19 protein-coding genes and 1 pseudogene are annotated in these 21,088 nt (G+C 63.2%); 8 read left to right on the top strand and 12 right to left on the bottom strand.

Features of this window, described 5'->3' with window-relative positions; genetic code table 11:
• Positions 1–92 precede the first annotated feature (92 nt).
• Complete coding sequence (locus OKW39_RS01995) at positions 93–458, bottom strand: hypothetical protein (protein ID WP_026225375.1); 366 nt, start codon at positions 456–458, stop codon at positions 93–95.
• A 261-nt stretch (positions 459–719) separates the two neighbouring features.
• A complete protein-coding gene (tam, locus tag OKW39_RS01990) occupies positions 720–1,517 on the bottom strand; it encodes a trans-aconitate 2-methyltransferase (protein WP_429561940.1) in 798 nt (265 codons plus the stop codon).
• Positions 1,518–1,611: 94 nt separating this feature from the next.
• On the opposite strand from tam, the gene OKW39_RS01985 reads away from it, so the two are divergent.
• From OKW39_RS01985 to OKW39_RS01975, 3 genes are all read left to right on the top strand, one after another.
• Complete coding sequence (locus OKW39_RS01985; protein ID WP_429561939.1) at positions 1,612–2,511, top strand: LysR substrate-binding domain-containing protein; 900 nt, start codon at positions 1,612–1,614, stop codon at positions 2,509–2,511.
• 84 nt (positions 2,512–2,595) lie between these two features.
• The gene (locus tag OKW39_RS01980; protein WP_429561938.1) at positions 2,596–3,219 is read left to right on the top strand and encodes a glutathione S-transferase family protein; all 624 of its coding nucleotides are present in this window, start codon (positions 2,596–2,598) and stop codon (positions 3,217–3,219) included.
• A gap of 156 nt (positions 3,220–3,375) precedes the next feature.
• On the top strand, positions 3,376–3,720 hold the full coding sequence (locus OKW39_RS01975; RefSeq protein WP_090804882.1) for a hypothetical protein: 345 nt from the start codon (positions 3,376–3,378) through the stop codon (positions 3,718–3,720).
• Positions 3,721–3,801: 81 nt separating this feature from the next.
• Here OKW39_RS01975 and fabV read toward each other — a convergent pair whose 3' ends face one another.
• Positions 3,802–4,998, bottom strand: a complete 1,197-nt coding sequence (gene fabV, locus OKW39_RS01970; protein WP_090804884.1) for an enoyl-ACP reductase FabV — start codon at positions 4,996–4,998, stop codon at positions 3,802–3,804.
• Between the two features lie 134 nt (positions 4,999–5,132).
• Here fabV and OKW39_RS01965 point away from each other — a divergent pair, with 134 nt between their 5' ends.
• A complete protein-coding gene (locus OKW39_RS01965) occupies positions 5,133–7,655 on the top strand; it encodes a penicillin-binding protein 1A (protein WP_429561937.1) in 2,523 nt (840 codons plus the stop codon).
• Between the two features lie 54 nt (positions 7,656–7,709).
• On the opposite strand, the gene OKW39_RS01960 is transcribed toward OKW39_RS01965, so the two are convergent.
• Positions 7,710–9,062: an MFS transporter gene (locus OKW39_RS01960; RefSeq protein ID WP_429561936.1), complete on the bottom strand. Its 1,353-nt coding sequence runs from the start codon at positions 9,060–9,062 to the stop codon at positions 7,710–7,712.
• 296 nt (positions 9,063–9,358) lie between these two features.
• On the opposite strand from OKW39_RS01960, the gene OKW39_RS01955 reads away from it, so the two are divergent.
• Positions 9,359–9,766 (top strand): hypothetical protein, encoded by a 408-nt coding sequence (locus OKW39_RS01955; protein ID WP_429561935.1) that lies wholly within the window; start codon positions 9,359–9,361, stop codon positions 9,764–9,766.
• A 44-nt stretch (positions 9,767–9,810) separates the two neighbouring features.
• Here the strand turns inward: OKW39_RS01955 and OKW39_RS01950 are convergent, their stop codons facing one another.
• From OKW39_RS01950 to OKW39_RS01935, 4 genes are all read right to left on the bottom strand, one after another.
• On the bottom strand, positions 9,811–10,203 hold the full coding sequence (locus OKW39_RS01950) for a cupin domain-containing protein (RefSeq protein ID WP_429561934.1): 393 nt from the start codon (positions 10,201–10,203) through the stop codon (positions 9,811–9,813).
• Positions 10,204–10,350: 147 nt separating this feature from the next.
• Complete coding sequence (locus OKW39_RS01945) at positions 10,351–11,016, bottom strand: hypothetical protein (protein WP_429561933.1); 666 nt, start codon at positions 11,014–11,016, stop codon at positions 10,351–10,353.
• Positions 11,017–11,251: 235 nt separating this feature from the next.
• Positions 11,252–12,457 carry a helix-turn-helix transcriptional regulator gene (locus OKW39_RS01940; protein WP_429561932.1) on the bottom strand — a complete coding sequence of 402 codons (1,206 nt, stop codon included), beginning with the start codon at positions 12,455–12,457 and terminating at the stop codon, positions 11,252–11,254.
• A 973-nt stretch (positions 12,458–13,430) separates the two neighbouring features.
• Entirely contained in the window at positions 13,431–14,747 is a 1,317-nt protein-coding gene (locus OKW39_RS01935; RefSeq protein WP_429561931.1) for an IS701 family transposase, read from the bottom strand.
• Positions 14,748–14,883: 136 nt separating this feature from the next.
• On the opposite strand from OKW39_RS01935, the gene OKW39_RS01930 reads away from it, so the two are divergent.
• Both OKW39_RS01930 and OKW39_RS01925 read left to right on the top strand, forming a co-directional pair.
• Positions 14,884–15,432, top strand: a complete 549-nt coding sequence (locus OKW39_RS01930) for a hypothetical protein (RefSeq protein ID WP_429561930.1) — start codon at positions 14,884–14,886, stop codon at positions 15,430–15,432.
• A gap of 116 nt (positions 15,433–15,548) precedes the next feature.
• On the top strand, positions 15,549–15,713 hold the full coding sequence (locus OKW39_RS01925; RefSeq protein WP_429561929.1) for a hypothetical protein: 165 nt from the start codon (positions 15,549–15,551) through the stop codon (positions 15,711–15,713).
• A gap of 192 nt (positions 15,714–15,905) precedes the next feature.
• Here the strand turns inward: OKW39_RS01925 and OKW39_RS01920 are convergent, their stop codons facing one another.
• A complete protein-coding gene (locus OKW39_RS01920) occupies positions 15,906–17,438 on the bottom strand; it encodes a phytoene desaturase family protein (RefSeq protein ID WP_429561928.1) in 1,533 nt (510 codons plus the stop codon).
• A gap of 136 nt (positions 17,439–17,574) precedes the next feature.
• Between OKW39_RS01920 and OKW39_RS01915 the strand changes: the two genes are divergently transcribed.
• A complete protein-coding gene (locus OKW39_RS01915; RefSeq protein WP_429561927.1) occupies positions 17,575–17,790 on the top strand; it encodes a hypothetical protein in 216 nt (71 codons plus the stop codon).
• 576 nt (positions 17,791–18,366) lie between these two features.
• Here the strand turns inward: OKW39_RS01915 and OKW39_RS01910 are convergent.
• The 3 genes and pseudogenes from OKW39_RS01910 to OKW39_RS01900 form a co-directional block, all read right to left on the bottom strand.
• The gene (locus OKW39_RS01910) at positions 18,367–19,017 is read right to left on the bottom strand and encodes a BON domain-containing protein (protein ID WP_429563440.1); all 651 of its coding nucleotides are present in this window, start codon (positions 19,015–19,017) and stop codon (positions 18,367–18,369) included.
• Between the two features lie 432 nt (positions 19,018–19,449).
• Positions 19,450–19,803, bottom strand: a pseudogene (locus OKW39_RS01905) (FMN-dependent NADH-azoreductase); the annotation flags it as partial.
• Between the two features lie 141 nt (positions 19,804–19,944).
• Positions 19,945–21,015 carry a DNA-binding protein gene (locus OKW39_RS01900; protein ID WP_429336484.1) on the bottom strand — a complete coding sequence of 357 codons (1,071 nt, stop codon included), beginning with the start codon at positions 21,013–21,015 and terminating at the stop codon, positions 19,945–19,947.
• Between the last annotated feature and the right edge of the window lie 73 nt (positions 21,016–21,088).

The following is a 21,088-nucleotide window of genomic DNA, read 5'->3' as shown; positions in this document are numbered from 1 at the left end:
ACATCGTGCGCGGAAGCGCGGAACAACGCAAAAAGGGGCCAAAAAATTGGCCCCCAATCCGCTGTAAAAAAGGAAGAAAAACGAGCCCGCGACTAATCGGCGATCCGCTTGTCGGCCAGCGCGTTCTGGCAGTCGGCCAGAACCTGCCGGACGAGCCGGGCTTGCGGGTCGAGTTCGTCGGTATCGAGAATTTCTTCAACGGCGTCGCGCGCCCAGTCGGCATCGACGAAGCGCGCGTGGCGCCGCGCGATTTCGACCGCGGTGGCCGACAGCTTCGCGACGCACAGCCAGTCGGCTTCGCGCGCGCGGCGGTCGAGCCACTTGTGCGCGGACTGCACGTGAAACGCCGCGTCGGGCCAGTCTTCGTTCAGATAATAAGCGCCGAGGCTTCCGCATGTGAGCCAGCACAACAGCTCCAGGCGGTCACGGGGACTCAGATGTTGGCGTACATCACTCATGGCGACGCTCGCTGCAGTAAATGGCTTCCCGGTGAGGCCGGCGGGCGCCGTCCTCCGCTTTTTACACACGCTTTTTACAAACATTAGCATGCGGAATTCCCGGGCGGCAATTCCTGACCACCCTTAGCGTGCGGCGTCGCCACAGGTGCGGTTTTCGGGCGGTGCGTCAGCGTGGTGCGCCGGCGATCTGATCGCCCCGGGACGATCCACCGCAGCCGAAGCGCCGGCATTTACCGGCTCGCAGCGGTTCCCGGCGCGGCTTCAACGTTCGCCGCGCGTCGCGACGATGAAAAACCGCGGAAACGGCAGCAGCACCGTGCCATCGGCGAGCGCCGGGTAGGCTCTGACGATTTCGTCGCGATAGCGTTGCACAAACGCCGCGCGTTCGGCGTCGTCGAGCGCGGCGAGAAACGGCCGCAGCGCGCTGCCCTTGAACCATTCGACCACCGCGTCGGCGCCCGCGAGCGGGTGGTGATAGACCGTGCGCCACACGTCGACGCGCGCGCACAGCGGCTTGAGCAGCGCGTAGTACCAGTCTGCGTCGTAGCGCATGGTGCGCTCGATACCGTTCAGCTTCGTCGCCCAAGGCCCGTCGATGGCGATTTCGCGCAGCAGCCGGTGCGCGGGTTCGTCGAGATTGTCGGGCATCTGCACGGCGAGGCTGCCGCCCCTGGCGAGTTTTGCCACCAGCGCGGGGAACAGCCGATCGTGGTCCGGCACCCATTGCAGCACCGCGTTCGCGAGGATCACGTCGTAGGGGCCGTGCGCGTCCCACGTCGAAACGTCGCTGATGTCGAAGCGACATTGCGGCAGCCGCCGACGGGCCGCCGCGATCATGTCGGCGGAGCGGTCGATGCCGCTGACCGACGCGCCCGGCACCCGCTCGGCCAGCACCTCGGTCGAGTTGCCCGGGCCGCAGCCGATGTCGACCGCGAGCCGCGCGCCGTTCAAGGGCACCGCCGCGAGCAGATCGCGAACCGGCCGCGTGCGCTCGTTCTCGAACAGCATGTACTGCTTCGCGTGCCAATCGCTGTGCTCGTTGGTGGTTTTGTCGGTCATCTTTTGCTCCTTCGCGGGGTTCGTTGCGGTCATTCTCGGCCGCTGACAGCCCAGAGTAAAATGAATTTATGATCCCGATTACTTCATTTTTCTAATGAAAATCGACACGCTCGGCGTGCAGGCTTTCGTCGCGATTGCCGATCGCGGCAGCTTCCAGAGCGCGGCGGATTCGCTGCACGTCACGCAAACCGCGATCACGCAGCGGCTGCGCAAGCTCGAAAGCTATCTCGGCGTCACGCTGATCGAGCGCACCACGCGTTCGATGGCGCTCACCGAAATCGGTCGCAATTTTCTGCCGCAGGCGCGTCGGCTGCTCGGCGAGCTGGCGGACGCGCTCGTCGAGATCCGCGAAACGGGCATCGCGCGACGCGGCGACGTGTCGATCGCGTGCGTGCCGACCGTCGGCGTGCAGTATCTGCCGCGCATCCTGCAGGCGTATTCGGCGCGCTATCCGCACAATCGCATCAAGATTCTCGATCACGCGTCGTCGGCGGTGGAGGAGGCCGTGTTGCGCAGAGAGGTCGAGTTCGGCATCAATATCGCGCGCGAGCATCATCCCGATCTCGCCACCGTGCCGCTCACCGAAGACCGCTACGTGCTGATCTGCCACGAGGACCATCCACTCGCGAAGCGGCGGCGCATCGCATGGCGGCAGTTGCAGCCGTTCCCGCTGATTTTCGCCGGCGAGGTCAGCGGCAATCGCGCGCTGCTCGATGTCGCGCTGGAATCGAGCGAGCTCGCGCTGCGGTCGTTCTACGAGGTGCAGCGCAGTTCGACCGCCGTCGGACTCGTCGCGCAACGCGTCGGCGCGGCCGTGGTGCCCGCGCTCGCGCTGCAGAACGGCGCGTATCCGAGCGTGCGCACCGTCGAGCTCACGCAGCCCACCGTGTCGCGCACGCTGGTGCTCGTCGCGCGCAAGACCGCGCAGTTGTCACCGGCCGCGCAGGCGCTGTACGACATGATCCGCGAACAGGCGACGCTGAAAAGCGGATGACGGCGCGCCGCGCGCAAGGCAAACTGGCTGGCTTGCGAGTTTCATTCCTTCAACCCGTTCAATCCACGCGACACCCAACGACTCATGCTGCAGATACTCGGCAAGACCACCTCGATCAACGTGCGCAAGGTGTTGTGGACCTGCGCGGAACTTGGGCTTGCGTTCGAACAGGAAGACTGGGGCTCGGGCTTTCGCTCGACCGAGGTCGCCGAATTCCGCGCGCTGAACCCGAACGCGATGGTCCCCGTGATCCGCGACGGCGACTTCGTGTTGTGGGAATCGAACTCGATCATCCGTTACCTCGCGAACCGTTATCGCGGTGACGGGCTGTATCCGGCCGATCCGGTCGAGCGCGCGCGCTGTGATCAATGGATCGACTGGCAGGCGAGCGAATTGAACCGCTCGTGGAGCTACGCGTTTCTCGCGCTCGTGCGGCACTCGCCCGAGCATCAGGACCCGCGCCAGATCGCCGCGTCGTGCGCGAACTGGTCGAAGCATATGGCGATCGTCGAGCAGCAACTCGCGCGCACCGGTGCGTATATCGCGGGCGACGCGTTTTCGCTCGCCGATATTCCGATCGCGCTGTCCGCGAACCGCTGGCTCGAAACGCCGCAGCGGCACGACGATTTGCCGGCGCTGGCCGCTTATATGGCGCGCCTGGCCGGGCGCGACGGGTATCGCAAGCACTGCCGAAACGGCACGCCGTAATCGTTGATTCGCGCGCGTCTGCAATCTGTCGGTGCTTACAGAATCCGCCTTCAATGCTTACGCTCTGCTTGTGAATTCCCGCGCTCGACGGCTTCTGCGCGGTGCACCCCGCGTCGCCTACAATGGCGGCCATCTAGCGACATTGAAGGTTCAACGATGCGGTTAACGAAATTCGCGCTGGCTTTGCTGGCGGCGTGCTTCACTCTGAACGCGAGCGCCGAAATGACGGCCGCGCAATACAAGCGCTGGGCACACGCCGACAACAACTCGATCTATGCGGCGTACATCACCGGCACGATCAACGCGTTCGGCTGGGCGAACGGCGATCTGGTCGCGAGGAAACAGCCGCAGCTGTTCTGTCCGCCACCAACGCTCGCGATCGGCAACCAGACGGTCTATCCGTTGCTCGATGCGTTCTTCGCGAACCATCCGGGCATTTCCGAGGATTTTCCAATCGGGCTCGCGATTCTGCGCGCGTTGCAGGGCGCGTATCCGTGCTGACGTGTTGAAGGAGTGAGGGGAGGGAGGCGAGGAGGGGCAACCTCAGGGGCGAACTCGCGAAGCGGGCCCGCCCCCGCTGGATCAAACCTGCACGAGATTCGGAATCTGCACGTCCGGATTGACGTCCGCGTCGTAATCGACGCCCTTCATTTCAAAGCCGAACAGGCGCAGGAAATCGGTCTTGTAGCCCGCGAAATCGGTGAGTTCGTAGATGTTGTCGTTGCTCACCTGGTTCCACAGCTCCTGCACGCGGCCTTGCACCTGCGGATCGAGTTCCTTGTAGTCGGCGCGCAGACGGCCTTCGTCGTCCAGATGCGGCTGGCTGCCATAGAGGCTGTCCTTGTACAGGCCGTAGACCTGCTCGATACAGCCTTCGTGCGTGCCTTTTTCCTTCATCACCTTGAAGAGCAGCGACAGATAGAGCGGCATCATCGGAATCGCCGAGCTTGCCTGCGTGACGACTGCCTTCAGCACCGCGACGCGCGCATCGCCGCCCTTGGCCGCGAGCTTTGAGCGGATCCCGAGCACTTTCTGGTCGAGATCTTTCTTGGCCGCGCCGATCGAGCCGTTCCAGTAGATGTCGTGGGTGATCTTCTCGCCGAGGTAGGTGAACGCGGTGGTCCTGGCGCCGTCGGCGAGCACGCCGGCAACGCCCAACGCGTCCATCCACATCTGCCAGTCCTCGCCGCCCATCACCGCGACCGTGTGCGCGATTTCTTCCGGCGTCGCCGGTTCGAGCACGGTTTCCTTGATCACTTCCTTGTCGGTGTCGATGCCGCGCAGATTGACAGCCTTGCCGATCGGCTTGAGCACCGAGCTGAACACTTCACCGGTCTTCGGGTGCTGGCGCTTCGGCGCCGCGAGGCTGTAGACGACCAGATCGACCTGGCCGAGATCGCGCTTGATCACTTCGATCGTGCGCGCCTTCACTTCGTCGGAGAACGCGTCGCCGTTGATGCTGGTCGCGTACAGGCCTTCGGCGGTGGCGAACTTCTCGAACGCCGCGGTGTTGTACCAGCCGGCCGTGCCAGCCTTGGTTTCGCTGCCGGCGCGCTCGAAGAACACGCCGAGGGTCGACGCGCCCGAGCCGAACGCTGCGCTAATGCGGGCGGCGAGGCCATAGCCGGTCGACGCGCCGATCACGAGCACCTTCTTCGGGCCGTTGGCGATGGGGCCGCGTGCCTTCACATACTCGATCTGTTCCTTGACGTTGGCTTCGCAGCCGGTCGGATGGGTCGATACACAGATGAAGCCACGCACACGCGGTTTGATGATCATGAAGCACCTCTTGTCGGAATTGGCGACATTATAGTGGCCCCGCCGGAGCCGCACTCCATGCCGCGAACGAAGCAAAAACCGGCGTACCCCCCACATCTTGGTACGATTGCGCCTTTCCCAGCCGACGACAGCAAGTGAAGCGCCTCTTTTCCTCCTTTCTGGCGGCCCTCGACAAAGGGCTGACGCTCGCGAACCCGCTGTTCGCGAAGGCCGTATGGCATCTGCGCCATCCGACCCGCCGCACGTTCGCGTGGGGGCTCGCCGCGCTGCCGGTGCTATTCGTACTGTACGTGCTGTTGCTGATTCCGTTCACGCCGAGCATCGGCGACATCCGCAAGGCCAAGATCGAGCAGCCCGCGCAGATCCTGTCGGCGGACGGCAAGCTGCTCGCCGAGTTCAAGCCGTCGAACCGCGAGTGGGTCAAGCTGAAGGACATCTCGCCGAACGTCGTGAACGCGCTGATCGCCACCGAGGATCACCGCTTCTATCAGCATTTCGGGATCGACTGGCGGCGCACCGCTTCGGCCGCGCTGCACACGTTCTCCGGCGACCGCCAGGGCGGCTCGACGATCACGCAGCAGCTCGCGCGCAATCTGTATCCCGACGAAATCGGCCGCGCGCCGACGTTGACGCGCAAGCTGAAGGAAGCGATCACCGCACTGAAGATCGAGGCGTTCTACACGAAGGACGAGATCCTCGAAACCTACCTGAATACGGTCCCGTTCCTGTACAACGCGTACGGCATCGAGATGGCTGCGCGCACCTATTTCGACAAGTCCGCATCCGACCTGAACGTGCTCGAAGCGGCGACGCTGACCGGCATGCTGAAGGGCAACGCGTACTACAACCCGGTGCTGAACCCCGAGCGCGCCTTGCAGCGGCGCAATACGGTGCTCGCGCAGCTGGTCAAGTACGGCAAGCTGACACCCGCCCAGTACGACACGCTCGCCCGCAAGCCGCTGCGTCTCGACTTCGAGCGCCAGATCGAGCCGCCCGGACCCGCGCCGCACTTCACGCAGCAACTGCGCAAATGGCTCGTCGCGTGGGCCGATCGCAACGACTACAACATCTATTCCGATGGACTCGTCGTGCGCACGACGATCGACTCGCGTCTGCAGACGATGGCGACCCAGGCGGTCACGCTGCAGGGCAACCAGTTGCAGAACATCGCGAACTCCGCGTGGGGCACGCGCGCGGGCTGCTCGGCGGACAAGGACCTGCTGCGCACGTTCCTGCGCGAAACGCCTGACTTCCGCGCGGCCAAAGACACGGGCCTCGCCGACGACGAGGCGCTGAAACGCCTGCTCGCCGATCGCAAGCTCGTGCAGAGCGTGTGCGACACGAAGACGCGCGTGCAGGCCGACTTCCTCGCAATGGACCCACGTACCGGCGAGATCAAGGCGTGGGTCGGCAGCCGCGACTTTGGCGTTGATCCGTTCGATCACGTGCAGCAGGCGCGCCGTCAGCCGGGCTCGACCTTCAAGCCGTTCGTCTACGCGGCGGCCTTCGAGGCCGGCGCGAAGCCGGACGACAAACTGCCGGACAATCCGGTTCAGATCGAACTCGCCGGCGGCGAAATCTGGAAGCCGAACGACGAGGACGAGCCGAGCGGCCGCATGATCAGCCTGCGCGACGCGCTCGCCTATTCGCGCAACCGCATCACCGCGCAGGTGATGGAGTCGGTGGGTCCGAACAGGGTCGCCAAGCTCGCGCGCGCGATGGGCGTGCGCGACAGCCAGCTCGACCCGGTGCCGTCGCTCGCGCTCGGCACGAGCCCGGTCACGCTTAAAGAAATGGTGTCGGCGTACGGCACGATCGCGAACCTCGGCGGCTACGTCGAGCCGCTGATGGTCACGCGCATCGAGGACCGCAACGGCAACCTGCTCGCCGAATTCAAGCCGGCCACGCCGAGTCGCGAGCTGCCCGCCGACACGGCGCGCACGCTCGTCGACGTGATGCGCGACGTGATCAGCCGCGGCACCGGCGCGAGCATCCGCACGCGCTTCGGCGTGCGCGGCGATGTCGCGGGCAAGACCGGCACGACCCAGGGCAACGCGGATGGCTGGTTCATCATGATGCAGCCGCAACTGGTGGCGGGGGCATGGGTCGGCTTCAACGACAGCCGCGTGACGCTGCGCAGCGATTACTGGGGGCAGGGTGCGCATAGCGCGCTGCCGATCGTCGGCGATTTCTTCCAGCGCGCGCAGCGCTCGCGGCTCGTCGACAGCCACATGAAGTTCGATACCGCGCAGCAGCCGGGCTGGTTCGCCGAGCGCGCCGAACGCTTGCGCGACTGGATCGGGCACCTGTTCACGCGCACGCCGGCGCAGCCGGACAAGCAGGTCGTGGCGCGTGCTCCGGCGCGGCGCGCGCCGGTGGCGTCGGTGCAGCCACCGACGTCTGCCGTGGCGGCACCGGCGGCGGTGTCAGAGGCAGCGGGCGCGTCCGCGGTGCAGGGCGAAGCGCGCGCGTTGCCGCCGTTGCTGCCGGCGCCGGGGTCGGCTCCCGCGCCGGCGCCGGGTAATACCGTCGACGGTGAAGTGCACGGCGGCGGTGCGGCAGCGCTCGCGCCAACCCCGACGCCGGACGACATCGTGCCGCCCGATACGGGCGGTCAGGGCACAGAAGGGTCGAATAACGGCAGCGGGGCGAATTGAAGGCGACCCGGGCAGGCTGCCCGGGTGCGTATTGAACGGCGCGTGGGACTAGCGCTAAGACCTCGCGACCCCCGCTTCACCCGGCGATCGCGCATGCGGATTGCCATGCGTCGTCTCGAGCGACGTGTCGTGATGCAGCAGCAACACCGCCGCCATGCCGATGAGTCCCGCGCCCGACAGGCATAGCAGCCCGGCGCCGAAGCCGCCGGTGCTGTCCTTGATCCAGCCCATCGCGAACGGCCCGAAGAAACCCGCCAGATTGCCGAGCGAGTTGATCGCGGCGATGCCGCCCGCGGCCGCCGCGCCCGACAGGAACGCGGCCGGCAAGGTCCAGATTACCGGCAGGCAACCGAAGATGCCGAAGCCGGCAATCGATAGCGCGATCATCTTCTGCACCGGATTGTCGAGGCCGGCCGCGGCTGCGATGCCGGCCGCCGCGACGAACAGCGCAATCGCGACGTGCCAGCGGCGTTCGAGGTGGCGATCCGAATGCCGTCCCCACAAAATCATGCTGACGAGGCCGACCACGTACGGCAGCGACGTCACGAAACCCGTCTGCAGATTAGTTAGGCCGAACGACTTCACGATCTGCGGCAGGAAGAAGCTCAGGCCGTAGTTGGTCGCGTTCGCCCCGAAATAGATCAGCGCGATGGCGAGCACGCGCGGATTGATCAGCGCCTCCTTCACGCTGAAGTGGCGCACCGCCTCGCGATGCTCGCGCTCCTGCTTCTGCCGCGCGATCAGCCAGTCGCGCTCCTCGGTGCTGAGCCAGGTGGCGTCGGCGGGCTTGTCGGTCAGATACAACAGCACCGCGACCGACAGCAATACCGCCGGCGCCGCCTCGATCAGATACAGCCACTGCCAGCCGCCGAGTCCGCCGTGGCCGTCGAGCGACAGCAGCGCGCCGGAGATCGGTCCGCCGATCACCGTCGACAGCGGAATCGCCGCCATGAAATAGCCGACCACGCGCCCGCGATACGCGGCCGGAAACCACAAGGTCAGCAGAAAAATGATGCCCGGGAAAAAGCCGGCCTCGGCGACGCCAAGCAAAATGCGCAGGCCGAAAAACACGTGCGCGGGCGAGAGCCCGGTGAAGCGCGCGATGTCCGGGATGAACGCCATCGCGCCCGCGAGAATACCCCACGTAAACATGATCCGCGCGATCCAGCGGCGCGCGCCGAATCGTTCGAGCAGCAGGTTCGACGGCACTTCGAAAAAGAAGTACGCGATAAAGAACACGCCCGCGCCGAAGCCGAACGCGCTCGCGGACAGATCGAGCGCCTTGTTCATCTGCAAGGCCGCGAAGCCGACGTTGACGCGATCGAGATAGGCGATGAAATAGCACAGGATCAGGAACGGCACGAGCCGAACCGTGACGCGATGAAGGGTACGTGCCTCGAGATCCATATATGTCTCCTCCGGTTCGGCGACCGGTGTATGCCGCTATGTGGTGGGGTCCGTCTGCGGTTCGAAATGCCGGTCCGTCGAACAGGCATCGTTACAGACTAGACGCTCAAATGGGATTCCGGAAGGTCTTTTGTGAACCATGTGGTCCGCTCATTGCCGACGCCGTCGCGGCGTGGCGCTCGCGTCCATTGTTGGGACTCGCGCAACAGTGTTTTCGGTTGTATCGGCTGATCTTGGGCGAACGATTCCGGATAATTGCTGACTGACTAATCAGTTAAAAATGCAGGTGATCCACGATGTCGAATCAGGGTTCGGACATGCTCGCTGAGGCGCGCAAAACGGTGCGGGTACGCGAAGTCGCGTCCGTCGCACGAGCGGAAAGCACGCAAAGGAAGAGGGCGCCGCTGCCCACGCGCATGCGCGGGGTGGCGGCGGTGGCGCTCGCGTGCGCGAGTCTCGTCGGGTGCGCGTCGAGCACGGATGTGGTCGCGAGCGGCAAGCCCGGCAGCTACACGGTCGCCGCCAGCGCGACCGGAGGACGCATGGCCTGGGCGCGCGCGCACGAACTCGCGATGAACGAGGCGCGCGACTACTGCGATCGTCTCGGTATGCAAAGCAGCGTGAAGACGGAGACGGTCAGCGGCGTCAGCGCGATGACCGAGCACGGGTCGTCGGTCAGTTTCGAGTGTCATCCGCGGTTCTGACGCAGCGTTGCGCGCGGGCGGCGGGTGCCGCCGCCCCATGACGATCACTTTTTATCGAACGTCACCAGGTGTGGGTCGTTCGTATCCGCGACGAAAATCGCGAGCAGTTTTGCCGGTTCGGTCGTGCTCGCGTTCTCGCTGACCGTGTGATGCGCGCCGGGCTTCTCTGTCCACGATTCGCCCGCATGGTAGACGCGCTCGGCGCCGTTATCGATACGGCTGCGGATCGCGCCCGCCAGCACATAGCCCACCACGAACGCCTGACCATGCCGATGCGGCGCCGATTTGCCGCCCGGCGCGTAGTCGAGGACGAGCGCGGTCATCATCTTGCCCGGCACGTTCGCGATCGGTACGGCGAAGGCGGGGATGATGGTTTCGTGAGGGGCTGCGCTCGCCTCGCCGGTGTCGGCGGCATAGGTGTAGCGGCCCGATAACATAAATCGCCGGGACCGGCTACATCGGTGTTTTGGGGCCACATTAGCTGAGAATATCGGTGCACCGGGGACCACATTACGTGAGAACGGGCCCACATTAGTTGGGAACAGCCCGATTACATCGGGCAGGAACCACATTAAGCGAGAACGTCACAGCGGCACGCCCGCGGCCAGTAGGCGGTCATGGAACTCCTGGGTCCTCTCGGGCGGCAGATGCCCGCCGAGAAAGGCACGCACCTCTTTGGGCTTGGCCCCCAACACCTCGATCAGCACCTTCGCGTTGTAACCGTTGCGCGTCAGACGAGCTTCGAGTCCGTCCAGATCCGGTGCCAGAATGTCGCCAACCGTATCTGCATCGACCGGTTTCTGCCCGACTCGAAACGCCTCCTCGAACGCCCTTGTCAAATACAACTCGAATTGCAGCGGTGTGGTCAGGCGTTCGCACTCTGGTTGATGAACTGCCATCCGGGAATTCACCCGAGTCCGGATTCCGTCCGCATCACTAGCCGGAGAATTCGATCCCGTGAGCATCAGCGTGTTATCGCGGAGTTCGCCGAGAACGCAATTCCCGCCGGGGATGTCGCATCGCGGGCGGCGTTCGTGCAGATGGCGCACGACGCTGGGGCCGACCTGTTTGCACGTCAGTCTGACGCGTCGTTGACGCGTTCGGATCGCTGGTCCGTGCTTGCATCGAGCAACATTCCAACGTTGCTCCTGTGGGGAGGTGCTGACCGTTTCGTCCCGGTCGATGTTGGCCGTCGCATCGCTGCGCTGATGCCGCATGCATGCTTCGCCCCGCTCGAAGGATGCGGCCATTTCCCAACATTGGAGCGGCCGTCTCTATGCACAGAGCTTGCACGGCAGTGGCTGATCGGATCTGCCCTTGGCTGAAGTTGTTGTCAGCGGTACCGCCGCTATATGGGAAAACTGGTAACGGCATCAGGCAAGTTTCGGCCACCTGCGGTCATCGGCCTAGGCATCAGCGCGGATATTCCAACGTCGGCTCGCCAACCGACAATGGACATTCGCTGAGCCGATAATGCCCGTCGAATCATTGGCCTCGACTGTCGCTCCGATGCGAACAAGGAACCGTCGAGTTCGGGGCGGTCGTCACACCACCGGCCATACAGGCACTGCGCAGAAGTAGTGCTACGAGTTCCGCCTGTCTGTGTGTGCCTGTCTTGGCAAGCACCTGTTTCAGATATCCGCGCGCTGTTCCAATGCCGATTCCCAGCCGCGCTGCCGTGTCCGGGAGGTCGATACCCCGAGCGAGCAAACTGGCGAGCGCAGCCTCTCGCCGGGTGAACTGGAAGGTCTCGATGAGGACCATCTGCTCCAGACCGGACGCGCTGTCCGGTTCCATTACGAACAGGACGGCGCGTGCGCCCGAATTCCATTCATTCGTAAGGCCTGTCGTACAAAGCGGCACGACCAAGACGACGAGCGGTGGCCTTGGCGGCCTGCGCGACAGGTAGCAGCGCACAGGCGCTTCTGTGCGCAGCGCAAACACACTGCCGTCCCGGCTGACGTCGTGCCAGGCGAGCGCGGCCTTCATGACCCGGCGCAGCACCTCGGTATCCAAATGGAGAGTCGCCGCGACCGCCTCGCTGCTCAACAGCAAGCCGTCACGACGCGCCGCGATTGCTTCGGCACAGGGATTCACGAAGACGGGGCGCAGTGCCGCGTCGAACAGGATTACACCGACATTCAGCTGCGTGATGACGTCAAGCACGCCCTGCGTTCGCAAGTCTGCTGCCTCAAGACGACCCTGCACATCCAGCGCCGTCTTTAGGTGCGGGACGATCAGCTTTGCTGCTTCGAGGTCGTCGTCGCTGAAATCCGGCGCGCCCAAATGCCGGCAGACCGAAAAGTAAGCCCGCCGCCCAGGGTGCTGCACAAGAGGCGCAACCATCACATAGAATCCGCCGACTGGGCGAATTGTTTCGTTATAGAGTTCCGATCGCCTGAAGGCCGCGTCTGAAATCATCGACGATTGTCGCATCGGCACGCCAACCGGTATGGCCCGAATCCAATCCGGAAGACGGGTTTCGAACTCCCGCTGCAGCCTTGAGGCATTCTCGACGTCAAGACCGTTTGAAAACGATCTACCGGCGGCGCCAGGTGTCTTCTCGTTCACCATTGCCTTATGCCCGCCGATTGCTTCCGTCACAGAGACAAGTGCGCTGGGCCAGTTCTCTGGAGAGAGCGCCGCTTCATAGATGCGTCGAATCGCAAAGTGAATTTCTTCATGCGTCATGATCGCCTCCTGTCACATCCCTCCCAAATGGGAGTGTCGGGCGCACAGGATTATTTGGATTATAGGCAGGTGATTTGCGGTTTTAAATGTGCGCCCTCTTCTGCGCACCGGGCTTACCGGCCCACCGGCGGTCTTTCAGGTGCTACTGACACCTCGGACGCTGCGCGCGGCATTGCCGCGCCGTTTCTTTCCCACCTGGTCGAAAGCCAGGAAAAACGGCCCCCGCAACCGGGTCACGGCAGCGGACGAATTCGCCTGGCAGCGAATATCCTGACGCGCGTGTCGGCTGCTACGCCCGTTGCCTATGTCAAAGCGGCCGCCCGAAGTGAACCTGATTTCGTACTGAAGGAGTTAAGCCATGAAGACGACAATTCTCGCGTCTGCAGCGCTCGTGGGCATTCTCTCGCTTGCGAGCGTAGGGCAAGCGCAGGAGGCATCCGGGCAACAAGATGGGCAAGCGCAGCAGGCACCCGGGCAACAAGATGGGCAATCGGCATCGGCCAATGCTAGCAGTAACTCCGCGTATGGCGGTGTTTCCGGAAGCAGCAGTATAAGCGGCGGTATGGGTCGCTCGGGGTGGGCTACCTGCGGTCATCTACCCCAATGCAACCCCGACAGTGGTCACTAAATATGTAGGTCGCTAGTCAGAAGGATTCGCGGATTGCCGTTGCGATCCGCGAAACCACCTTGCGCTAGCTGGCAGCCGCGAGACGTCGGATCAGGCGTACCGGCTCGATGACCGGGCAACCGCCCGTTGCATGACCGACGCATATATCCAGTTACTTCGGTTGATGGACACAGGCCTTTTGCTGTTCGCAAAGCCACGTTCCAACGTCGGGGTATCGCTGATTTTCCCAGACTGATTTAGTCTTACTGTGTCACAAAATAAGTCGGGAATCTATCTGCCGCTCAGGAAGAGAGCCATCGTTGCATGAGCCGCATTCCAAGCAGGATACGCAACGTAGTAATGGAATCAGGAACGTGGCGTTGAGCGCGCTGGACTACCCCGGGGGATGTAATCCGGGGGAAGGGCAGGGAGCGCGCGTTCAAGGAAGTTTTTTTTATCGCGTCCATCTGATTGCATTCTGAGTCGCTGAGCCATCAGAAACCCATACGCAGCGATACTCAGTGTGGCGTGGTGGTGAAAGCCACGCCAGCCTCGCCCTTCGTAATGACCGAGCCCGAACTCCTGTTTCAGGTCCTGATAGTCGCGCTCGATGCGCCAGCGCATCTTGGTCACGAACACAAGCTGCTCAAGTGTCGCCTCCCCGGGGGCGGTAGTGAGAAAGTATTTGAGCGGCTCCGTATCGCCATCAGGCCATTCAACAAGCAGCCATTCTTCGTCGCGAACGGTGCTTCGCCAATAGTCGCGATGTGCGGGACGAACCCGTACAGCGGCAAAGCGAGACGAAAGTGCTGCGTTGCTGCCTTCGCGCCAGGTTACGGCTTGCCAGGCGTTCACGGGTAATTGCATGGCCAGTTCCTTCACGGCGATCGGTTCATGGCCAGGCGCACGGCGCAACAGCGCCGGTGGCCTGCCGCGCCCGCTCCAGGGTTTAGGAGGCAGCGGCGCCGTACCGGGTGCCCACACCGAGGTGCCCGGCCGGATCCCTACTGAATACAGCAAACCCAGTTCAGTTATCCCGTCCCGGAAAGCTGTTTCGTCGCCGTATCCGGCATCGGCCAGCACGATGCCCGGTGCAATGCCGGATGCCATAGCCTCGCGAAGCTGGGCCAGCGCAATCTGCGGCTTGGTCTCGAAAGCCAGATCGTCGGGAATGCCAGCGCGACGGGCACGTTCCCGGTCGTCAATCCATTCTTTGGGGACATACAGTTGCCAGGCAATCGGCAAACTGCCGCGTTGTGTCGCGATCGACAGGCTCACGGCGACCTGACAGTTATCCTGTTTGCCGAGCTGCCCGCAGTACTGACGTGCCACACCAACCGAATGACGTCCCTTCTTTGGAAAACCGGTGTCGTCGATAATCCAGTAGTAGCCGGTCTCTTCCGCAGCGTGCGCGTCTAACGCGGGCATCACCCATTCGCGTACCCGCTGCAATACCGCACAGTCAGACCAGTCTGCCTTGGCCACAAAGTGGTGGAGCGACTGGTGCGTCGCGCTCGCGTGAAGTGGATCAATGTGCGCGGCCATCGGTTCGACGCTCTTGCGTGACAAAGGCAGCACCAGCCCCGAACAGTAACCCTTCAGACCCGCAAGACGATCGGCGTGCCCTAGCGCCTGCCCCAGATGACTCAGATACGCGTCAAATTCGTCGACATCTTCTCTCATCGCGATCGCCCGAAGTCTGTATTATTCAATACTACCAGGCATCACCTTGCTGCAAATGAATTTTGTGACACAGTAAGATTAGCAGAAAGGAGAAGAAGATGTTTAGCAGATTCTTCAAGGAAACGGTGGCAGCGGGATGGCATTACTGTCGCCAAATTGCGTAGCGCAGACAGATGACTTCGCATGCACCACGGCGACGTTGAGAGGGACGTATGGCTTCAAGATCCATGCGGATTTGCTTGGAATCCTGACGGGGACGGCTCCCAGTCAGACTCTCCATCGCCTGGCCAATGCCGGCGTTATCGATGCCGTTGCTCTTGCGACATTCGACGGTTTCGGAGGGGGCCACCAGAAAGACTTTGGGATGCTAAATGGAACAAGAACCCCTGGTGAGCCGCCACTTGAATTCGAGACCGACGAAACGCTCACGTACACTCTGTCGGGAGATTGTAGCGGTCAGATGCAGATTATTTATCCGGGTGGGAAAACGATTACAACCGAGATCGTCGTCCTTGACCGAGGCAAACAGATGTACGGCGTCGTGAGCGCTTTCCACTCTTCTCCGAGCCCCATCACCGCCCTCGATGGAACCAGCTGCAGCAAAGGTTGTGACTTCGGTATCCAGACGGGCACCATGGCTGTGCGCGTCGACGGCGAAGGGGGGCGCGGGCCGCGCGGGCAATAGGCGGCAGCGCGTCGCTCCCCAAGGCAACACCAGAAGCTCGATATGGCTGGCCATTGGCGAGCCTATGGGCAGATGAGCAGATGACGCGGGAGATTTCTTCCGGCAACAGTTGCACTATGAGCAGATCAGGCCTGAAGCAGCCGCCGGTGCGCCTAAGCGTGCTGGCGCAAGCGGCTGGCGAAGCCGGCGTTTATGAACTGATGGCCGAGACGATCGAAGCGGCCAGGGGGCCAGTATGGCCGAGCACCAGGCAGGCCCTGTCCGTGTTGGATGGCCGTTGATGACTCGAAAGCGGCCGCAGGGACTGTGTGAGCCTGAACGGCGGCAGTGGGTCGCGTGCTGCCGATCGCAGCCCTGCGGGGGCAAGCTGCGTATGCCCGCCCATTGAGGGTGCGGCCGGTCGCGTCACGTCCTTGCGTTCTTATGGCTTGACGTCCTCGCGGCCATGCGGCGTTGCCAGCGCATGGGTTGCATCAGGCAGGAAAACCGCCGGCTGCGTTCGGCGACTTCTCGTGCTCATCAAGCACGAAGGCTATGCCGTCCTTCCGGCACATGCGGCGCACTGCGCGCCGCGCGGTAATCAGGCCAGACGGCAGGCCGCCGCCGGGCATGACCCACTGGCCGATCATGAGGAACCGCCGCAGGCCGGGCAGCGTTGGCGGCAAGGGTCTTACGCCCGTCTGCGGCGTGAGCAGCCAACCTTCCATGCTGCCTTGCCAATTGCGCGTGCAGCGGACCACGGTGGCGGGCGTCGACACGTCGACCACTTCTATCGCTTCGCGCACACCGGGCGTGGACCTGTCGAATATCGCGATCACGGTGTTCGCCACGCGCTGCTTTTCCGCTTCATATCCTTGCGGGTCGTGCTCGCTCAACCGCGACCAGTACCCCACGTTGCGCGTGGGCAGTGTGCACGTCACGGCGGTCTTGCCTGCAGGCGCGAACGTTGGATCGTAGTGGAACAGCCGGAAGGCGATCTGATGTAGCACTGTTTGCGGGTCTAATGTGAACGGCTTGTCGAGCAGTCGCATCACATATCCGCATTGCTGCGAAAGATCGCGCGCCACGCCGAGGCTCACCTGCAGGAACGAAGAAAAGGGCTTGTACGTGCGATAGACGTGCGCCATGCGCTGGCCGACATACCGCCCGTCGAGCATGTTGTACACGGTCGTGTGCCCGTCGGCGGCGGAGACGACCCAGTCGGCGTCGATGCGCTCGCCGTCGTCCAGTTGCACACCCACTGCAGTGTCGTCTTCCACGAGAATCTGCTCGACGCTCGAGCCCGTGCGCAACACACCACCGAGCTGCTGCAGGTTCTGCGCGATCGGACCGATCACCGCGTGCGAGCCGCCTATTGGATAGCCGGCGTTGCGGTTGCTGACCCATGCGAGCGCGAAAACTAGCGCAACGACCGCGAGCTGCGCGTTTTCTCCTTCGCCGAAGAAGCCTCGCAGCAACGAGTCGTTGAACTGCTTGCCATAGTCTTCGGAAGTAATGTGCGAGAGGTTTTGAAGAAGAGGCATGTGGCGAAGCAATTGCAGCCCCGTCGTGAGGCGGTCCTGCCAGGCGCTGCTCAACGACGGCAGCGGGCAGTGGCTCAGGCTGCGGACGGCATGCATGAACTGGCGGATCTGTGCTTCGTCCTGCGGTGCGTGCTGCAGCAGCTCCGCTTCGAGGCGCTCGAGATTCGAGTAGATGGACAGACTATTTCCGTCTTCGCTTTCTACACGCATCCATTCTTCCGGGTAGACGAAATGCAGGCGGTCGATATCGAACACTTCGCGCCATAACGCGTGCGTGGGGTCGTGCAAATTCGACCCGAGCAGCCAGTGCAGACAAGCTTCGAACGTATAGGTGCCACGCTGCCAGCTGGTGGCGAGTCCGCCGGGACGTTCGTGCTGCTCGAGCACGGTGACGGCGTATCCGCACTTGCGCGCATGAACCGCGGCGCACAGGCCAGCAATGCCGGCGCCGATGATGACGACCTTTCGGGGAATGGGGTTCATGGCTGCGACTCCAGCGGGATGAGGGGATCGTATGGCGCGTATTACGACGCGTACGGCCCGTATGGGAGCGTGTGGGACGTTGGATGGACGCGCGCCACACACATCAACTAATGTGCTGCGCGGTGCGGTACTACTGTTGATCTGTATCAAGCGCGGAGCGAACGACACCACGATCTGGCCGGCCGATGCAGTGCTTGTGTTGCGCACGCTGATTGCGCTCTTCATCGTCGGTGGGCTCGTCGCGATCTGGGTGCGCGTGGCGCTGGGCTGGCAGTGGGTGCATGAGCCGCTCCTCCGGCTCATGCATCTGGTCGCCATCGGCATGGCGGCGGCTCATCACCTGCTGTCCTGATGGTGGCGCTCATCGGCGCGACCCCGGTTGAATCCGCCCCCGCAAGCGGCCGTTGATGGCGCGCCGACCCGACCGTCGGTTGCGGGTCGCGTGCTGCGGATCGCCGACAGGCAGCGGGCGGTCAGAAGGCGACCTCCGTTCGTTGCGTCGCCATGACATTCAGGCGGCAGTTCTGCTTCGATACTGTTGAAAAAGTCGCTACATGGCTTTTGCAATTGGCAAGCTAAAAAATCGACCTCTCAGATCGGCCCACGAACCGCTCGCGAGCGTCGGTCAAGGGTAAGAAGACCCATGAAAACCTCCCGAGAGAGACGGTCAGCCACTTTTTCAACAGTATCGCTTGAGAGCCGCCATATATGTCTCGGTGGGGCCGACGGTCAGCAACGGGTCGGCAAGGAGCATTCGAATTTCTCGAAAGCCCCGTTCGCTGTCGACAAGTTCCAGCGGAAGTCGAATGGCTGCTGTGGCACCGAAGTGAAGACCTTCCGCAGCGTAGGAGGCCGTCCTTGGAACGTCAAGTGCCTGTCGAACACTTGAGTCGAAGCGAGGTGCACGATTGCGCCCTAGGTCCGCGCTTCACACCACGCTCAACTTATCCACGACGCGCTGTACTCCTTTCGCTGACCACGCAGCCCCGCACGCAGCGCGCTTTTCTGCCAGCGAACTGACAGTACCGGTCAGCGTGACGACCCCGTCGTGCACGTCGATTGCGATGCCGGCGAACTCTCGCTTTGCACGTCGCGCAAGTGCTGCAGAAATCTGGGCACCAACGTCGGCGGCGACTTCATCGGCCCGGACGGTGATCTGGTTCGACACACCCATTACTCCACGCATGCGGCTCACCAGCATTTCAGCGGCATGACGCTGATAGCCCCAGTCGACTTCGCCGGCAAGGGTCACGCAACCGCGTTCGACTTCGACCTGAATGGCGTCCTTGGGGAAGTCCTCCTGCCACTTGAGCGCCGATAAGATCGCGGTGGCGAGATCCTCGTCGCTGTGCGACGCAGGCGACGATTCCGGGACATTCAATTCCATCACGAGCGCGCGGCAGCCGGTCACACGTTGCGCCGCCTTCTGTGCCGCGAGTTTCTGCGCGTAACTCGACACTGCCCCCACGAGTGTGATGATGCGATCATGAACCGTTACCCTGATCTGCCTGGCGTCGATTGCCGGGTCCCAGAGCAATTCCTGCTCGACGTCTTGTTTTAGCGCTTGGTCTGACTTCATCCCGGTCTCCTGCACAATCGTCGACGGCGCCGAAGGACGCCGGCACGGCGACGCATCCCGCACGTGGCGTGACGCGCAACTTCTAGCATCGTCCGAAGCGTTCTGACTATGTTGATATCGATCAACCCAGAGCTTCAGTGTGCGCGGGCGTGGCCCGGCCCCGGCGCGCGCCGAGGAACGTCGCGTTCCTGTGGCCAACGGCAGGCATCGAATAACCCTTAACGTTAGCTGACGTTGACACCCACCTTGGCTGAGCCGCTTGGGCATTCTCACCTAATGTGGTTCCTGGCCGATGTTATCGGGCTGTTATCACATAAAGTAAGCCCATTCTCCATGTAATGTGGTCCCACGCGTGCCGATATTCTCAGCGAATGTGGTCCCGCAAACCCGATGTAATCGGTTCCTGCGTCGGATGTTATCGGGCCGCTACAGATAGGTCACGCCGGTCCGCGTGATGCTATCGATGAACGCCTTGAACGCAGACGGCATCGACCAGTTGTACATCGGCATGGCGAACACCAGCGCGTCGGCGGCGAGAAGGCGCGCGCACAGGGCATCCGATGACGCCAGCGTCGCCCGCATCGCCGCCGTGCGCTCGTGCGCGGGCGTGTACGTGGCGATCGCGAACGCTTCGGTGACGTGCGGTGGCGTGTCGACTGTCAAGTCCAGATAATCGACGTCGAAGTCGACGCGTGCTTCGCGCAGACGCTCGAGAAAATAGCGGGCGAGCGCGCGGGAATTGGATCGCTCGCGTTTCGCGCTGGCCTCGACGTGCATGATCTTCATGTGGTCCATCCTTGCGGTGGGTTTGACGTGAGATCAGGTTAGAGGGTCGACTGGCTTGGTGGAATAACCGGTTTTGTCGAATTCAAGGTAACCACTTATCGCGACTCGCGTGGTGACATGCCGCCGGGGCGCCGGCAGTCCTCAGTCTTCGCGTGGTTTGGCGTTGGTCGAACGTTTGACGAACGGTGCGCCCGAGAAGCCCACCGTCGCGCGGCCCTGCACGGGTGATGTCTCGCGGGCGCGGCGGGCAGGGCGCGCGGACGTTTTTTCTGTTCGCGCCGTCTCGATCTGACGCGAGAGCGTGCCGATACGCTCGCGCAACAGGTCGGTCGCCGCCACCCGTTCAGCCAGCAACGCATCCTTTTCCGCAAGCTGCCCGCGGGTCGCGGCATGCCGCGCAGCGGAGGCAGCCAGTTCTGCCTTTGATGCGGCCAACTCGTCCCGAATCGCGTCGCGCTCGGCCCGCGATTCGGCTTCGAGCGTCGCCGCCCGCTCGTGACTCGCCTGGAGCTCCTTGCGCAGACGTTGCGCCACCGCTCGTTCACCGTCGATTTCGAGCAAGGCGCGCTTTTCCGCCGCGGCGAGCCGCTGCTCGTTCTGCTCGTGCGAGCGGCGCAGCTTCGCGAGTTCGTCGGCGAAATCGCGGCGGGCATCGGCGAGCGCGGCGGCTCCTGCCGCGATTTCTTCCTTCGATGTCGCCAGTTGCGCCGTCAGCATGTCGTTGGCCGTCTGCAACTCGACGATGCGCGCGTCGAGTCCGGCAATCCGCGCGCGCAGGGTCGCGACATCGTTGGCCGCCTGTTCGGCTTTGTCGACGGCGTCTTGACGCTGCTTGTCCTGTTGTTTGGCCTGTTCTTGCGCGGCGGCGATTTGCGCGTCCGCGTCGTGCCTGAACACGTCGAGCGCGGCGTTCGCGGCGTCGCTCGACAGACGCCACAGCTGGGCCGCCAATTCGCCGGCAGCCGCTGCGACCTCGGGCGGCAAGTCCGGACGGCCGACGTCCACACGCGTCTTGTCGCGCACGTCGGTCCAGAAATCGCGCAACGCTTTGGCCGGCGCGCTCATGCTGCCTTTGCGCACCAGCTGGTACAGGCGGTTCGCGGTCGGCGTTTCGCCGTAACGGAAAAACAGCAACGCGCAGACCTCGCGATAAAGCGTCTGCGTGTCGGACGCGTTTTGACGGGCGACTTCGATGTCGGCTTCGAGGGTCATGGTGGAAGCGGCTTTGGGGAAATATGGATGTGTTGATAATACAACGTAAAACGCACCATATACTACACAATTC

This window comes from Paraburkholderia sp. MM6662-R1 (assembly GCF_050436245.1).
Classification (GTDB): Bacteria; Pseudomonadota; Gammaproteobacteria; order Burkholderiales; family Burkholderiaceae; genus Paraburkholderia; species Paraburkholderia tuberum.
This window is presented reverse-complemented; position numbering and strand designations above follow the sequence as displayed.

What these genes read in the sequence shown, in the direction of transcription:
- OKW39_RS01995 (WP_026225375.1), bottom strand. Translation starts at nt 458, where the DNA reads ATGAGTGATGTACGCCAACATCTGAGTCCCCGTGACCGCCTGGAGCTG.
- tam (WP_429561940.1), bottom strand. Translation starts at nt 1,517, where the DNA reads ATGACCGACAAAACCACCAACGAGCACAGCGATTGGCACGCGAAGCAG.
- OKW39_RS01985 (WP_429561939.1), top strand. Translation starts at nt 1,612, where the DNA reads ATGAAAATCGACACGCTCGGCGTGCAGGCTTTCGTCGCGATTGCCGAT.
- OKW39_RS01980 (WP_429561938.1), top strand. Translation starts at nt 2,596, where the DNA reads ATGCTGCAGATACTCGGCAAGACCACCTCGATCAACGTGCGCAAGGTG.
- OKW39_RS01975 (WP_090804882.1), top strand. Translation starts at nt 3,376, where the DNA reads ATGCGGTTAACGAAATTCGCGCTGGCTTTGCTGGCGGCGTGCTTCACT.
- fabV (WP_090804884.1), bottom strand. Translation starts at nt 4,998, where the DNA reads ATGATCATCAAACCGCGTGTGCGTGGCTTCATCTGTGTATCGACCCAT.
- OKW39_RS01960 (WP_429561936.1), bottom strand. Translation starts at nt 9,062, where the DNA reads ATGGATCTCGAGGCACGTACCCTTCATCGCGTCACGGTTCGGCTCGTG.
- OKW39_RS01955 (WP_429561935.1), top strand. Translation starts at nt 9,359, where the DNA reads ATGTCGAATCAGGGTTCGGACATGCTCGCTGAGGCGCGCAAAACGGTG.
- OKW39_RS01950 (WP_429561934.1), bottom strand. Translation starts at nt 10,203, where the DNA reads ATGTTATCGGGCCGCTACACCTATGCCGCCGACACCGGCGAGGCGAGC.
- OKW39_RS01945 (WP_429561933.1), bottom strand. Translation starts at nt 11,016, where the DNA reads ATGGCCGCATCCTTCGAGCGGGGCGAAGCATGCATGCGGCATCAGCGC.
- OKW39_RS01940 (WP_429561932.1), bottom strand. Translation starts at nt 12,457, where the DNA reads ATGACGCATGAAGAAATTCACTTTGCGATTCGACGCATCTATGAAGCG.
- OKW39_RS01935 (WP_429561931.1), bottom strand. Translation starts at nt 14,747, where the DNA reads ATGAGAGAAGATGTCGACGAATTTGACGCGTATCTGAGTCATCTGGGG.
- OKW39_RS01930 (WP_429561930.1), top strand. Translation starts at nt 14,884, where the DNA reads ATGGCATTACTGTCGCCAAATTGCGTAGCGCAGACAGATGACTTCGCA.
- OKW39_RS01925 (WP_429561929.1), top strand. Translation starts at nt 15,549, where the DNA reads ATGAGCAGATCAGGCCTGAAGCAGCCGCCGGTGCGCCTAAGCGTGCTG.
- OKW39_RS01920 (WP_429561928.1), bottom strand. Translation starts at nt 17,438, where the DNA reads ATGAACCCCATTCCCCGAAAGGTCGTCATCATCGGCGCCGGCATTGCT.
- OKW39_RS01910 (WP_429563440.1), bottom strand. Translation starts at nt 19,017, where the DNA reads ATGAAGTCAGACCAAGCGCTAAAACAAGACGTCGAGCAGGAATTGCTC.
- OKW39_RS01900 (WP_429336484.1), bottom strand. Translation starts at nt 21,015, where the DNA reads ATGACCCTCGAAGCCGACATCGAAGTCGCCCGTCAAAACGCGTCCGAC.